General features: G+C 48.1%; 13 protein-coding genes. 11 read left to right on the plus strand and 2 right to left on the minus strand.

Translation table 11 applies throughout. The features are described from left to right. Positions 1-16: 16 nt before the first annotated feature. From ICC18_RS02665 to ICC18_RS02675, 3 genes are read left to right on the plus strand one after another with little or no spacing between them, the layout of a single operon-like run. Complete coding sequence (locus ICC18_RS02665; protein ID WP_188173207.1) at positions 17-1033, plus strand: substrate-binding domain-containing protein; 1017 nt, start codon at positions 17-19, stop codon at positions 1031-1033. Further along, a complete protein-coding gene (locus ICC18_RS02670) occupies positions 1023-2831 on the plus strand; it encodes a cache domain-containing sensor histidine kinase (RefSeq protein ID WP_188172819.1) in 1809 nt (602 codons plus the stop codon). Before ICC18_RS02665 ends, ICC18_RS02670 begins: the two co-directional genes overlap by 11 nt. A 1-nt stretch (position 2832) precedes the next feature. Next, on the plus strand, positions 2833-4041 hold the full coding sequence (locus ICC18_RS02675) for a response regulator transcription factor (protein ID WP_188172820.1): 1209 nt from the start codon (positions 2833-2835) through the stop codon (positions 4039-4041). Positions 4042-4107: 66 nt separating this feature from the next. Here the strand turns inward: ICC18_RS02675 and ICC18_RS02680 are convergent, their stop codons facing one another. Further along, the gene (locus ICC18_RS02680) at positions 4108-6390 is read right to left on the minus strand and encodes a carbohydrate-binding protein (protein ID WP_188172821.1); all 2283 of its coding nucleotides are present in this window, start codon (positions 6388-6390) and stop codon (positions 4108-4110) included. 281 nt (positions 6391-6671) lie between these two features. Between ICC18_RS02680 and ICC18_RS02685 the strand changes: the two genes are divergently transcribed. The 3 genes from ICC18_RS02685 to ICC18_RS02695 all read left to right on the plus strand — a co-directional run bounded on the left by ICC18_RS02685 (position 6672) and on the right by ICC18_RS02695 (position 8709). Next, positions 6672-7643, plus strand: coding sequence for a glycosyltransferase family 4 protein (locus ICC18_RS02685; RefSeq protein WP_188172822.1), 972 nt, complete (start codon positions 6672-6674; stop codon positions 7641-7643). Positions 7644-7802: 159 nt separating this feature from the next. Next, the gene (locus ICC18_RS02690) at positions 7803-8561 is read left to right on the plus strand and encodes a C1 family peptidase (RefSeq protein ID WP_188172823.1); all 759 of its coding nucleotides are present in this window, start codon (positions 7803-7805) and stop codon (positions 8559-8561) included. A 7-nt stretch (positions 8562-8568) separates the two neighbouring features. Continuing rightward, positions 8569-8709, plus strand: coding sequence for an N-acetylmuramoyl-L-alanine amidase (locus tag ICC18_RS02695; RefSeq protein ID WP_188172824.1), 141 nt, complete (start codon positions 8569-8571; stop codon positions 8707-8709). Between the two features lie 167 nt (positions 8710-8876). Here ICC18_RS02695 and ICC18_RS02700 read toward each other — a convergent pair whose 3' ends face one another. Beyond that, on the minus strand, positions 8877-9083 hold the full coding sequence (locus ICC18_RS02700; protein WP_188172825.1) for a DUF1657 domain-containing protein: 207 nt from the start codon (positions 9081-9083) through the stop codon (positions 8877-8879). Positions 9084-9362: 279 nt separating this feature from the next. Between ICC18_RS02700 and ICC18_RS02705 the strand changes: the two genes are divergently transcribed. From ICC18_RS02705 to ICC18_RS02725, 5 genes are all read left to right on the plus strand, one after another. Then, a complete protein-coding gene (locus tag ICC18_RS02705; RefSeq protein ID WP_188173208.1) occupies positions 9363-10172 on the plus strand; it encodes a DUF421 domain-containing protein in 810 nt (269 codons plus the stop codon). Positions 10173-10185: 13 nt separating this feature from the next. Next, positions 10186-10659, plus strand: coding sequence for a stage V sporulation protein AC (spoVAC, locus tag ICC18_RS02710; RefSeq protein ID WP_188172826.1), 474 nt, complete (start codon positions 10186-10188; stop codon positions 10657-10659). A gap of 5 nt (positions 10660-10664) precedes the next feature. Continuing rightward, complete coding sequence (spoVAD, locus tag ICC18_RS02715) at positions 10665-11684, plus strand: stage V sporulation protein AD (RefSeq protein WP_188172827.1); 1020 nt, start codon at positions 10665-10667, stop codon at positions 11682-11684. Continuing rightward, positions 11681-12031 carry a stage V sporulation protein AE gene (gene spoVAE / locus ICC18_RS02720; protein ID WP_188172828.1) on the plus strand — a complete coding sequence of 117 codons (351 nt, stop codon included), beginning with the start codon at positions 11681-11683 and terminating at the stop codon, positions 12029-12031. The genes spoVAD and spoVAE overlap by 4 nt, the downstream gene beginning before the upstream one ends. 377 nt (positions 12032-12408) lie before the next feature. Further along, complete coding sequence (locus ICC18_RS02725) at positions 12409-13368, plus strand: AAA family ATPase (protein WP_188172829.1); 960 nt, start codon at positions 12409-12411, stop codon at positions 13366-13368.

Here is a 13368-nt window from a genome sequence, read left to right on the forward strand (position 1 = left end):
ACAAGGTGGGAACATGATGAAAAAACTGTTGATGATCTACGCTGTATTAATTGCCACTTTTTTGCTGTTTCTTTATGTTTACGCTTTCAGAGATGCATCCGAACATTCGGACGAAGCTTTGAAGGGGGGACTTCACGGTGATATCGGGGAGAAATACGTAATGGTCAATTTCCAGTCTGGCATCGACTATTGGAAAAGCTGTCTCAAAGGGTTCGAAGATGCGGCCAACATTCTAAACGTATCTGTTGAGTACCGGGGGGCGACCCAATATGATGCTAACGAGGAGCGGACTGTGCTGGAACAAGTGATTGCGAAAAAGCCTGCTGGTATTGCGGTATCCGCTATCAATCCGGAAGCGCTTGTCGTTTCCATCAATAAAGCGGTGGAGGCGGGCATTCCTGTTGTGCTTTTTGACTCGGGGGCTCCGAAGTCCAAAGCATATTCATTCCTTGGGACAGATAATTATAATGCCGGTGTCAAAGCGGCGCAGCAGCTTGGCGAGCTTCTTGGAGGTTCGGGACAAGCGGCCGTCATTACATTGCCCTTACAGCTAAACCATCAGGATCGTACGAGAGGATTTCAGGATACGATCCGCACCCAGTACCCGAACATGCAGGTCATAGCAGTTGAGGACGGCAGAGGTGATCAACTTGATTCCGAACGTGTGGCGAAGAAGCTGCTTGCGGAAAACCCGGATCTGACCGGAATTTTTGCTACCGAAGCAAACGGCGGTGTAGGCGTTGGTAATGCCGTGAGGGGAGCCGGCCGCTCGCCGCAGGTGAAAATCATTAGCTTTGACACCGATAAAGGTACACTGGATATGGTTAAAAGCGGCGTTATTTCCGCCACGCTTGCGCAAGGAACCTGGAACATGGGCTACTGGTCGCTTATGCAGCTGTTCCATCTGAAACATGAAATCGTGCAGCCGCTGGCGGATTGGAAGCAGTCCGGTATATCGCTCGTTCCTCCCTCCGTAGATACGGGTATTACAGTCGTGACACAGCAGAACGTGGAGAACTACTATGCGAAATAAGGGGAGTGTCCGCTGGTTTCAACTGAATAATTGGCCGATTCGGGCCAAGCTCATTATGCATTTTCTGCTGATCAGCCTGCTGCCGGCCATTTTCTTAGGTGTACTCATTGCTTGGGCGACGGACAACATTATTGAAAAGCAAGTCAACGACCATACTTCGCAGTTGATCGGCAATGTGAACAAGTCGCTGGAGTTTTACGCGAGCAACCTTCAAAACATGACTTATTTTATATCATTTAATCCTCAGATAAAGCGTTTTCTGACAAGCAGCATGAAGCAGCCGGAGTCAGAGTACGATATGCGGAAATTTTTGCAGGGTTTTACGACCCTGTATACAGAAGTCGCCGGTATTATGGTGGTTAATGCGAAGGGCGAGTATCTCAGCAATGAAATGTACGCCAGATCGAGCAGAAGCTTAACGGAGGAACGCTGGTACAAGGAAGCCGTAGAGGAGAAAGGAATTTTCAAGCTGATTGGCCATCCGGCAGGACGCAATGTCACCACGCATGTAAATTATAAGGATGATGACATCGTATCCGTCGTCCGCGCGATTGTGGATCCGGAGACGCAGGAGGTCCAAGGTGTTGTATTGATTGATCTGAAGCTGCGTGTCATCGCAGAAACGGTCAAGGACGTAAGGCTTGGCAAGTCCGGTTATTTGACTGTGGTCGACGATCAAGGAGACAGTATATACACCCCCCAACATCCGATCGTGAGCAGGCTGGATCTCAAGTGGATTGAGGATAACCCGTCAGGCGTATTTTCCAAGGTAATTGACGGTAAGCGAGTGCAGTTTATTTTCCGCAAGTCGCCTTTTACGAATTGGACGACAGTCGGCGTCTTCTCTAGCAAAGAAACGCTCATGGAAGTCCGGGAGATCAGGTTGTATATCATTTGTTTTATTTTCATCGTATGTTTGCTGGGGATAGCTGCATCCAGTTTCCTCTCTTATACGATATCAAAACCGATTTGGCAGTTGATGTCGTTCATGCGGCGGGCCGAGGATGGGAATTTGTCGATCCGCTTCAAGGATGATCGTCAGGACGAAGTGGGGATGTTAGGGCGCAGCTTCAACGCGATGCTGCTGCAAGTGACGAAGCTAATCGACATGGTGGAAGAGGAGCAGAAGAAGAAGCGGGAAGCCGAGCTGCGCAGTCTTCAAGCGCATATTAAGCCGCACTTTTTATACAACACCCTGGATACGATTCAATGGCTGTCACGCAAAAGCGGTGCCAATGAAGTGACGGAAGTTGTGGATGCGCTCTCCCGGCTGTTCCGGATTGGGCTGAGCAAAGGGAATGAGATCATTCCGCTCATGGAAGAAATGACTCATATCCAAAGCTACCTGACGATTCAAAAGACGAGATATCGCGACAAGCTTAATTATAGCGTGGACATTGACCCAAAGCTTCAGGGATTGTCTGTGATTAAAGTCATTTTACAACCTATTGTAGAAAATGCCATTTACCACGGGATCAAGGAGCGGCGTGGACCTGGGCGCATTCATATTCGAGCAGTCCTGGATGGAGAACGGGTTGTTATAGATATAGCAGACGATGGTGCGGGAATGCCGGCAGAGAAACTTACTAAGCTCAGGCAGGCTCTAGCCGGTGCAACAACGAGGAAGAGAAGCGGCGGCGAAGACGTGTCCGGGGATGGCTACGGATTGACGAACATCCAAGAACGCATACAGTTGACCTACGGTGAGAGTTATGGCGTGTATATGACAAGCGAGCCTGGGCTGGGAACGAAAGTAACGATTATTCATCCGGTTATTCGAGGAAGAGAGGCGGGATAGTATGGTGCAAGGTTGGAAGGTTCTTATCGCGGACGATGAGCCTAACATTCGTGAGGGCATACGAGACTGTGTCGACTGGGAACGCCTTGGTCTTAAGGTTGCTGCTGAAGCGGAGGACGGAGAAGAAGCGCTGGAGCTTGCACTGGAGCATGATGTTCGGATTCTGCTAGTGGATTTGAACATGCCGATTATGAATGGCCTGACCTTGATCGGTCTCATCAGGGAGCGTCTGCCGGCCTGCAAAGTTATCATTATTACCGGGCATGATGAATTTACTTACGCGCAGGAAGCGATTCGCCTTGGCGTAGACGACTATATCCTGAAGCCGGTTAGTCCTCAGCAGCTTTTCGCGATACTGGAGAAAGCCGTGAAACAGCTGGAAATCGCAGCCAAAAACGAGGAGCATCTACTCATGGCCTCCAAGCAGATCGAACGAAACTTCTCGCTGCTGAGGGAGCGCTTTTGTCTCGAGTGGATGGATGGCGAATTGAGCGAAGGGGAGATCCTGGAGCAGCTTTCATTTCTGAAAATGCCTGTGAGCACGCCCGTGCAGATCGGTGTCATTCGATGGCCTAGTGCCTCCAGGGGAAAAGAGCTTCTTTCAGAGAAAGACCGCCAGTTGTATCTGTTCGCGATGGAAAATATGGTGGAGGAGATATTATCGCCTTATACCCTTGTTAAATTCCGCGATCATATGGGAATGCTCGTCGTCTTGCTGTGGCATACGGTGCCAGACCCTGTTCTTCATTCCATTGATGAAGCTATTCTCACGTATTTGAAAATTACGGCGGTGTCGGCATTTTTACCCGTGACAAGCGGGGTTGAAACCGTTGCTTCCGCCTACCTGCAGGCGAAGACAGAGGTCTACAAGGAAACGCGTCTGTCGCCGTTCGTCCGCTCAGCCAAGGATTTGATCAGCAAACAGTTTAGTGACCCTGATCTCAACCTTGAAGGCGTCGCCAACGACCTGAGGGTATCCTCTGTATATTTAAGCCGTATTTTTAAACAGGAGACAGGAATCTCCTTCATCAGCATGCTCACGCAAATCCGAATCAAGCATGCGATTCACCTCCTTACATCTACCGATTTGCCCATGTTGGAAATTGCGGAGCATGTAGGTTACGACTCCCAGCATTACTTCAGTACAGCCTTCAAGAAGATCGTCGGTTTACCGCCGAACCAGTATCGTAAAGAAGGCGTGGGGAGTTAAACAGGGTTTCAAGCAGAAAAAAGAGCTATTTTGAGAGGAATCTCAAGTAGCTCTTTTCACATTCAATTAATTTTTCACAACCGATACCTCATCGATTTGCAAAGAAGTCAGTCCGGGAGAATCGACGTAAAAGCCTACGTCGAGCTGTCCGCTGGACACTTGAACGGTAGCGTGAATCCGCTGATAACCACTTGACGGTGTAATGTTTTTATACACTGTCTTGCCTCCGTGGCTGCCAATTTCCATTCGAACAGTCTTCGGCTTGTCCCCGTAAACCGTTTCTTTTACCCAAGCGCTCACGGTATAAGTTCCATTTGTTAACCCGTATATTTTCTGATGAACACTTTGCTTATAGGCTTTGGTATCCCAGAAATACAACTTCTTGCCGCCCCGATAAACATCATAAGCATCCACGCCGTACTTTGCGGATTGATTCCCCGGGTGCCACTCGTTCCATCCATCGATGTCACCGCTTTCAAAATCCCCGTTGATCAGAAATGAAGCGTTCATTTCCCCGAGTCGATTTGGATTCAATAAGATATGGTCCAAATTGATGGCACCTGTATCGGCCGCCGTTCTTTCTAATGTAATCAGATTCACGCCGGCTTTCAAATGAATCTGATCCGTACGGTTCATCCATCGATCCCAGCTCGATGCATGATCAAAAGTTACCTTCCGAGCCGCTTGCACGAAAGCTCCTTTATCGTCGGCAACGCTTACATGCATCGTACTGCCAGAGCCGGTCGCATTCGCGTAACGATAGGAGATCGGATAGTCGCCATCTTCAGGCACACTGACGGCATATACGATTTTTGCGCCGACATTGCCGAGTCCATCGACAAAGCCGAATCCTTTATACCCCGTATGATTGTTGTTAAAATGCGTACCGCCAAGCCAAGTCGCTACTTCCGCTTCATACGTTGCATTCGTGCTGTTAGGCTTGATTTTCACGACTTTAGATGCGTGTTTGTCTAAGGCCGGACTGTAAGAGGTCAAAGCTCCCAGATTGCTTCCAGTCCACATATCTGTCGTTAGAGCCGAACCGCCGAGCCCCAAATCTTTGACATAGTCAACTGAACGAATCGCGCTGGAATCCGAACGATTAAATAAACCTACGATCCAGCTTCCATCCGGCATTTGGCCCAACCACTTCTCAGAGTCGCGGGCGTTTGGATCGCTGCTGAACGAGTTACCGTTACGATAATAAGGTTTACCTACAAACCCTTGATTATGAAGATCGAGCATGTTTTTGTTTTTGTAAAAACTGCCGGTTTTGCCGATGGTCGAATGTTGATCCGTTATGGCAATCGGCGAGCCGGCCATCGTAAACAAATTAATGATGCTTTTGCGTTCTTCATCGGTTTTGAACGTGTTCATCCGGATGAAATCGCCGTCCAGAATCATGTTGGAACCGCGTCCGGCAATATCGGAGAAACCGGTGAAGCCTTGAAACGGATTCGCCCATTGGGACCAGCCATTCATCCAATTCTGGCGCTGACCGCTTAAGTTTTCCCAGCCGCCATGGGCAAGATCCTCATTAATTCTTACCATATCGCCGTAAGGAAGTTCGCCGGCCGCGTGATTGTTCAGGTGCGGCATGACAAGACTCAGCTCCATATCGTCGCCGGCTGCTTCATGCATCCATTTCAGCGCGGTTTGGTAATTCGCGGAGCCGTGATTGACGCCAATCTTTTTCCCTTTATCGGTACCGTTTTCATACCACGAGAGAAAATCGATTCGGAGATACGGGACGCCTAACTGTTTGAAATAGTTCACATAGCCTTGAATATATTCTTTGGCTCCCGGCTTGGTCACATCAACCCAATACAAGTCGTCATTGAACTTGTCGGAAGAGTTCGCGATATCTTTAACCTTGTAGTTAGTACCAACAATTGTCTTGCTCGGATCGTTCGCGGCGCTTCTGGTCACCCAAAGAGGATTGTAATACACACCCATTTTCATGCCTTTATTTTGAATATATTGCGACCAATAACCCCAGTCGTGCTTCCAATTATCATTATGGGACATAATGTATCCGTTTTCATTTGTTTGCTGTGCACCTTCGATCCAGCCGTCCGAAACGATCAAATCGTAACCGTAACTCTTGTAATCGTTTGCGATCCAGTCGATGTTTTTCTTCCATTCGATCTCGTCCATCGGTGCATTATGCGTATATTGATATTCGTAGGTACTCCAATAAAGAGGCCCTGTGCCGCTTCGCGTAAATTGACTTTCACGCGCTGAAGCGGTCTCGGAAACTAACGTAACTGATAATAGGAGTCCGGCACATAGTAATGACCATTTCGTAATAGCCTTTTGCGATGTAAGCGCCTTCGTGAATATTGTCATGATTGCAGATCACCTCTGTCTGTTATTCATTCATTGCCCTTTCATCATACCTGAAAGAAAGACGTATGCCTATGACCTTTTTTAACCAAATGAAAGAGACTGTTACTCTCATACATTTATATGAAACAATGATTGATGTCCAAGAATTTAAGAGTTTACGTGCATACTTTGAAAAAGAAACAAGACTTGAATCAGTTGATAGAGATAGTGAAAGTGAGAGGCTTGGCGATTCTGAGACTTTATCTTGGATTAAATGTTATGAGGAATGGAGTGATACAAGGATGAGACGACTCAAAATCGTCCAAGTAATTTCTAATATCCCGGATGCGGGCAGAATCCCCCCTACCAATCAGGGAGGTACGGAAAAAGTAGTATACGAGCTGACGGAGGAATTGGTACGCCGGGGGCATGATGTAACCATATTTGCAGCGAGAGGGAGCAGAAGCAGCGCAAGGCTGATTCCAATACCTGCAGGACTTCGCGACGAAGGCATTGCACGTTTTGTACTCAGCAGAATGCCGCAAGGCGTTGATATCATCCATGATCACACTTTCAGCTCAGCTTTGGGCAGGAGACAGCTGCGAATCCCGACCGTGTGCACCCTGCATTTGCCTGTCAAACAGCGCGTTAAACACCCCGTTTATGTCAGTAAACGCGCTCAAATCGTGATGGGCAAAAGTCGGGGCGATTATGTATATAACGGTGTTAAACCAAGCGAATATGAGTTCAGCTCAGATAAACGCAGCTTTTTGCTATTCATTGGACGAATTCTGAGGGAAAAAGGCATTCTGCATGCCATCGAGATCGCGGAACGAACAAACAAGAAGCTCATTATTGCCGGTCCGATCAAAGATCGGGAGCTATTTCGCAAAGAAATCGCACCGCGAATACGCCGAAATCCTCGCATCCATTATGTCGGACCTGTCGGGGGCAGTAAGAAGCAACTATTACTTAAACGAGCCAGCTGCCTATTGTTTCCAACTTTATGGGAGGAGCCGTTCGGGTTGGTCATGATCGAAGCTATGGCCTGCGGGACTCCGGTCATCGCATTAAACAATGGGGCGGTATCCGAAGTATTGGCCGGATTTCCGCAATTAATCTGTCGTTCCGTACCGGAAATGATCCGGAAGGTGAATGTCGGGAAATATCCGAGTCCTGAGGTGCTTCGCCGGTATGTCACAGAGCGATTTACTACATCGAAAATGACCTCGAAATATATACAAATTTATCTGAAAGCTATGCGGAGCAGATAATATTAGGGTGAGCCGGACATGATGAAGCGCGTTTTCCTTTAGGGGAAAGCGCGCTTTTTTGTTCATGTTCAGGTCGCCTCCTTTGCACGCTGATGCCCATGGGTGAATATATTGGAATACATCTGTTCACGTAATTCTTACGACATTAGGAGGAACCCCATGAGAAAATATACGGTGAAACGCGATCCGCGTGATTTTCGCGATCTCTTTTATCGAAGTCCGAAATATATTCGCGAGACGCAATTACCGCGCAACATCGATTTACGGAATAAGCTCTCTCCGGTTGTCAATCAAGGCAATCTGGGTTCTTGCACGTCGAATGCCATCGTTAGCGGGCTACGGGAGTATTGGCTTCGCCAGGACGAACGGGAGTCGACACGTTTGTCCCGATTATTTCACTATTGGCATGAACGGGAACTGAAAGGTACGGTGAACCGGGACTCTGGGGCTACCGTTCGCGACGGTATGAAAGTACTCCAAAAAATAGGCGTTTGTCCAGAATCCGAGTGGCCTTACCGAATAGCGAAGTTTAAGGAGAAGCCCGATCAAGAAGCGGAATCGTCCGCAGGTGAGTATCGTATCGAGGCGTATCACCGTATTCATGACCTTGCAGGCATCAAGGCGGCATTAGCCGATGGCCAACCGGTAGTCTTCGGAATTTGGCTTTACGATTCTTTTGTGGGTGCGCAGGCGGCCAGAACAGGGCGAATTCCATATCCTAACAGGAAAAAGGAACAATTTCTGGGTGGGCATGCGTTGCTGGCGGTGGGCTATAAAGACGGTAAGAGAAAGGGTCAAGGTACGATGATCGTGCGTAATTCATGGGGCAAATCATGGGGAGATAACGGTTATTGCTACTTGCCGTATTCTTTTTTCAAAAACTCGGTGCTGACTTTTGACTACTGGACAGGGAGGTGATGGACAGATGCTAAGCGCGAAAGACGCGAATACCATCATTGCTTTTTTATCTGCTGCTTATAATGCGATCCAGGATCCTGAAGCGAGAGCAGAGTTTCACCGACTGGCCAATGAACTGCGAAAAGCATCAGGGCAGCCGGAGGAGTGAAAATAACTATTCGATAAGAATGAGAGGCGGCTTTCATGTCAAAAGAAAATTTGACGCTGCTTATTTTGGTGCTTTTTGTGCTGCTAAGCCTGATATTACTTTTATGGGTATAACATCAAACAGCCCGATGCGAATGTGGCTCGCAGCAGGCTGTTTTCATTTTTAGCTTAGAAGCCTTTGTATTGGGGCTCTTCATTTTCCAATTGTTGAACGCGGGATGAAACTTGATCCACGATTTGTTGAGTCGCTGAGGCGGCATTTTCAAAAAGTTGCTTCGCTTCTTGATTTTGTGTGCCCAACGCAAAAGTTTCAAGGCTCGCTTGAGCGCTTTTTAATGAAGCGAGCGTTGTTTTTACTTGAGATGCTACAGTCAAGATAATCACCTCCTTAAGTTTGCATGCAAACTGGCATCGTAAGCATATTGAGTTTTACACAGCCGAACCGGCATCGTAAGAGTCACTCAATTTTGCGACGCTCTTTAATATTCCCGTTCTTTCGTTCTCCATAATTGCCAATTAAATCCATATGAAAATGATGATAGTTGCCCCTCAAAAAGCGCATAATGACTTTGTTTGGTACAAAAGGCAAGGGAGGGAAAGTTTGTGCCTGAGTGGTTTATTATTGTCATCAGATCGCTAACCGCGTTAGTGACAATGTTCGTTTTTACAAGGATTCTTGGTAAAAAACAAATATCCCAACTCACTTTTTTCGAGTACGTAACGGGAATTGCGATCGGTGACTTGGCAGGCGTCGTTTCAACAGATCTGGATAGTCATTATTCTTATGGGCTTATTGCTATGTTTATCTGGTTTATAGTGCCCTTAGTTCTGGAAATGTTGACGCTCAAAAGTAAAACGTTACGTCATTGGTTCGAAGGAACAGGCACGATGCTTGTCAAGGACGGCAAGATTCTCGAGGATAACTTAAAAAAGGAACGTTACACTGCGGACGAGCTGCTTGAGCAGCTGCGCACCAAAAGTGTGTTCAAAGTGGCTGACGTAGAGTTTGCCATGCTGGAAACGAGTGGAGAATTGAGTGTGCTGCTCAAGAGTGAACATCAGCCGCTTACACCGAAACATATCGGCCTGAAGCTTGTCACAGAGAAGCCGGCTCAAGCAGTCATCATGGATGGAGTGATCCAGGATGAGCCTCTGGCAACAGCAGGCAAAAGCAGAGGATGGCTTCACAGTGAGCTGGATAAGATAGGGGTGACGAAAGAAAATGTGTTTCTTGGACAAGTGGATACATATGGTGTATTAATGGTCGATCTGTATGATGATAAGCTCAAAGTGCCTAAGCCGAGTCAAAAGCTGATACTGCTTGCCACATTGAAAAAGTGTGAAGCGGATTTAGATCTATTCTCACTGACCACTCGTCATCCGGAGGCACAACAAATGTACACCACATGCTCTGAGCAAATGAGGCAAGTGATCAAGGAGCTGGAGACCACTCTGAGGAGCTAGATGGAGGAATTATATGGCCAACAATAAAAAGAAAAACATGACCATGACACAGCAGGAATACCAGAAGCTGGCCAAGGCTAAGGAGCCGAAAAGACCGGTGCTGCAAAACTGTATCCGCGCTTTTTTCGTTGGCGGATTTATTTGCTTGATTGGTGAATGTTTCATGCAAATGTTCATTAAATGGTTTGGATTTACTGAGAAAACGGCCGGCAATCCGACGGTAGCCGTATTAATTTTCATCTCTGTAGTCCTTACCAGCTTTGGCGTCTATGATAAAATTTCCCAGTGGGCTGGGGCCGGGTCGGCCGTACCTGTGACCGGTTTTGCTAATTCGTTAGCTTCCGCAGCTATTGAACACCGAGCCGAAGGAATAGTGCTTGGGGTAGGGGGCAACATGTTCAAGCTGGCCGGATCTGTTATTGTATTCGGCACGGTAGCAGCTTTTTTTGTCGGTCTTGTGCATCTCATCATTGGAACCGGGGGCTGAAGCGTATGCTGAAAGGACATCAGAGCTGGATCTTTGAAAATCGGCCCGTCATTCTTGCGACGGGGACCGTGGTAGGACCTGATGAGGGGCAGGGGCCTATCAGCGAAGATTTTGATATTGTTCACGGCGACATGACACTTGGTCAGAAGACGTGGGAGAAAGCGGAGAAGGCGCTGCTCGAAGAAGCCGCTCAGCGCGCGCTGGATAACGCCGGGCTAACCGGCGGCCAGGTGCAATTCTACATCGGAGGAGATCTGATGAATCAGATCATCTCCAATACGTTCGCTGCGCGCACGCTGAACATGCCCTATCTCGGCATCTTCGGCGCCTGCTCGACCTCGATGGAAGGGCTCGCGCTTGCCGCGCAGTTGGTTGATTCCGGCGCGGCTCACTACGCGATGAGCGGCACTTGCAGTCATAATTGCACGGCGGAGAAACAGTTCCGTTATCCGACGGAGTATGGCTCTCAGAAACCTCCGACGGCACAATACACAGTGACCGGTGCTGCCGCGGCCGTGCTTGGAAGGTCCGGTGACGGACCGGTCGTCACCTCAGCTACGATCGGACGGATCGTTGATATGGGAATTAAGGATCCGTTCAATATGGGGGCTGCCATGGCTCCCGCAGCGGTAGATACGATTCAGGCTCATTGCCGCGACCTGGGCAGGGAGCCCGGTTATTACGATTTGATCGTGACGGGAGATCTCGCCACGGTAGGCTATAACATTGCGAATGAACTGTTCAAGAAGCACAAGTTTCCTATTGAACAGACCACATATAACGATTGCGGCTTAATCATCTACGATGTGGACAAGCAGTCTGTTCAAGCCGGGGGAAGCGGCTGTGCGTGTTCAGCGACAGTCACTTACGCCCATTTGCTGAAGCGGATCAAAAATGGTGAACTGAAGCGAATCCTCGTTGTTGCAACGGGAGCGCTGCTATCGCCGCTCTCATTTCAACAGGGAGAGAGCATTCCTTGCATTGCACATGCTGTTTCAATAGAGTCTGGGGGGTTGTACGCGTGAATTTCGTTTGGGCTTTTCTGATTGGCGGTGCTATATGTGTTTTCGGGCAGCTGCTCATGGATGTATGTAAGCTAACTCCGGCTCATACAATGAGCACACTCGTGGTGCTCGGGGCAATAGCGGACGGATGCGGCCTGTACGATCCGTTTATCGAATTCGCCGGTGCCGGCGCGACGGTGCCGATAACAAGCTTTGGCAACGCGCTTGTGCACGGGGCGCTTGAAGAGCTGCAAAAAGAAGGTTATATCGGTATAATAACCGGTATCTTTAAAGTTACGAGCGCCGGTATTTCGGCGGCGATTATATTCTCGTTCTTGGCTGCGGTAATCGTTAGGCCAAAAGGATGAATTTTATATGTCCAGCGCTGATAGTTCCCTATGAATGAAAAGGTCAACCAGACTCCTGGTTGACCTTTTCAGGTTGCATGTATGTCAGGTTCCAGATCAAATGCGTTGAAACCTCTCTGCACGTGAAGGATGATGCGTCCCTCAAGTAGAATTTATTAACTCTGTAGGACTACTGATCTACTATGAGATGGTTATTATTTACAAAGAAATTTAGAAAAATTACAAGTATACGGACGAAATACTTTCCTGTAAACTAGATTTACGCTCGTTTACCTGTATTTTCTAAGGATAATGGCTTATAGCTGTGATTTTTAGCTTCTAAGGCAAACGCTTACGACGATAGCTTTCCTAAAGGAAAGCTCTAAGGAGGATCAGACATGGAAACTGCCACCCAACAACACGTGGAAGTGCTAGCGAAATTGAAATCGAATTTGGAATCATGCATTCTTGGCAAGAGCCCCGAGATTGAATTGTTGCTCACCGCGATGCTGGCCGGCGGGCATGTTTTACTGGAGGATGTGCCTGGCACGGGTAAAACGGTGCTTATCAAAGCATTGGCGCGTTCTATTGACGGCCAATTTCGCCGTATTCAATGTAATCCTGATTTACTGCCTTCTGATATTACAGGTGTTTCCATATATCATCCTAAAGAAGAGAAATTTTTGTTCCGATCCGGCCCCATCATGACGAATATTTTGCTTGTGGATGAAATCAACCGGGCGACGACCAAAACGCAATCCGCTTTGCTGGAAGCGATGGAGGAACAGCACATTACGGTAGACGGCGATTTACATGATCTTCCTTCTCCGTTTCTGATGCTCGCTACGCAAAACCCAATCGATTTCGAGGGAACCTATACGCTCCCGGAAGCTCAGCTTGACCGATTCATGATCAAGATCAGCCTGGGGTATCCGAATGAAGCTGCCGAGAAGCAAATGATTGTCACTCAGAGCAAAGCGCATCCTATGGAGTCGCTGCATGCTGTTATGACTACGGATCAAGTGCTGACGATTCAAGCGGATGTCCGCAGCGTGCATATGGATGAAGCCGTTGCCGACTATCTGGTCACGATTACGAGAAAAACGCGGGAACATAAAGCCGTATTCCTTGGTGCCAGCCCGAGGGCAACGCTCTCGCTCGTACTTGCCGCCAAAGCATACGCTTTTATGAACGGAAGGGATTATGTCATCCCTGATGATATTAAATATTTGGCTCCTTACGTCCTCGGGCACCGAATGATTCTTCATTCTGAAGCGCGCATGGACGGAGCGACCGTCACCTCTGTTCTGGGATCGATTTTTGAACAGGTGCGCGTGCCGGTACGATTGGAGAAGTGA

The organism is Paenibacillus sedimenti (genome assembly GCF_014534655.1).
Classification (GTDB): domain Bacteria; phylum Bacillota; class Bacilli; order Paenibacillales; family NBRC-103111; genus Paenibacillus_E; species Paenibacillus_E sedimenti.

What these genes read in the sequence shown, in the direction of transcription:
- ICC18_RS02675 (WP_188172820.1), top strand. Translation starts at nt 2,833, where the DNA reads ATGGTGCAAGGTTGGAAGGTTCTTATCGCGGACGATGAGCCTAACATT.
- ICC18_RS02685 (WP_188172822.1), top strand. Translation starts at nt 6,672, where the DNA reads ATGAGACGACTCAAAATCGTCCAAGTAATTTCTAATATCCCGGATGCG.
- spoVAD (WP_188172827.1), top strand. Translation starts at nt 10,665, where the DNA reads ATGCTGAAAGGACATCAGAGCTGGATCTTTGAAAATCGGCCCGTCATT.
- ICC18_RS02665 (WP_188173207.1), top strand. Translation starts at nt 17, where the DNA reads ATGAAAAAACTGTTGATGATCTACGCTGTATTAATTGCCACTTTTTTG.
- ICC18_RS02695 (WP_188172824.1), top strand. Translation starts at nt 8,569, where the DNA reads ATGCTAAGCGCGAAAGACGCGAATACCATCATTGCTTTTTTATCTGCT.
- ICC18_RS02680 (WP_188172821.1), bottom strand. Translation starts at nt 6,390, where the DNA reads ATGACAATATTCACGAAGGCGCTTACATCGCAAAAGGCTATTACGAAA.
- ICC18_RS02725 (WP_188172829.1), top strand. Translation starts at nt 12,409, where the DNA reads ATGGAAACTGCCACCCAACAACACGTGGAAGTGCTAGCGAAATTGAAA.
- ICC18_RS02705 (WP_188173208.1), top strand. Translation starts at nt 9,363, where the DNA reads ATGTTCGTTTTTACAAGGATTCTTGGTAAAAAACAAATATCCCAACTC.
- spoVAC (WP_188172826.1), top strand. Translation starts at nt 10,186, where the DNA reads ATGGCCAACAATAAAAAGAAAAACATGACCATGACACAGCAGGAATAC.
- ICC18_RS02670 (WP_188172819.1), top strand. Translation starts at nt 1,023, where the DNA reads ATGCGAAATAAGGGGAGTGTCCGCTGGTTTCAACTGAATAATTGGCCG.
- ICC18_RS02690 (WP_188172823.1), top strand. Translation starts at nt 7,803, where the DNA reads ATGAGAAAATATACGGTGAAACGCGATCCGCGTGATTTTCGCGATCTC.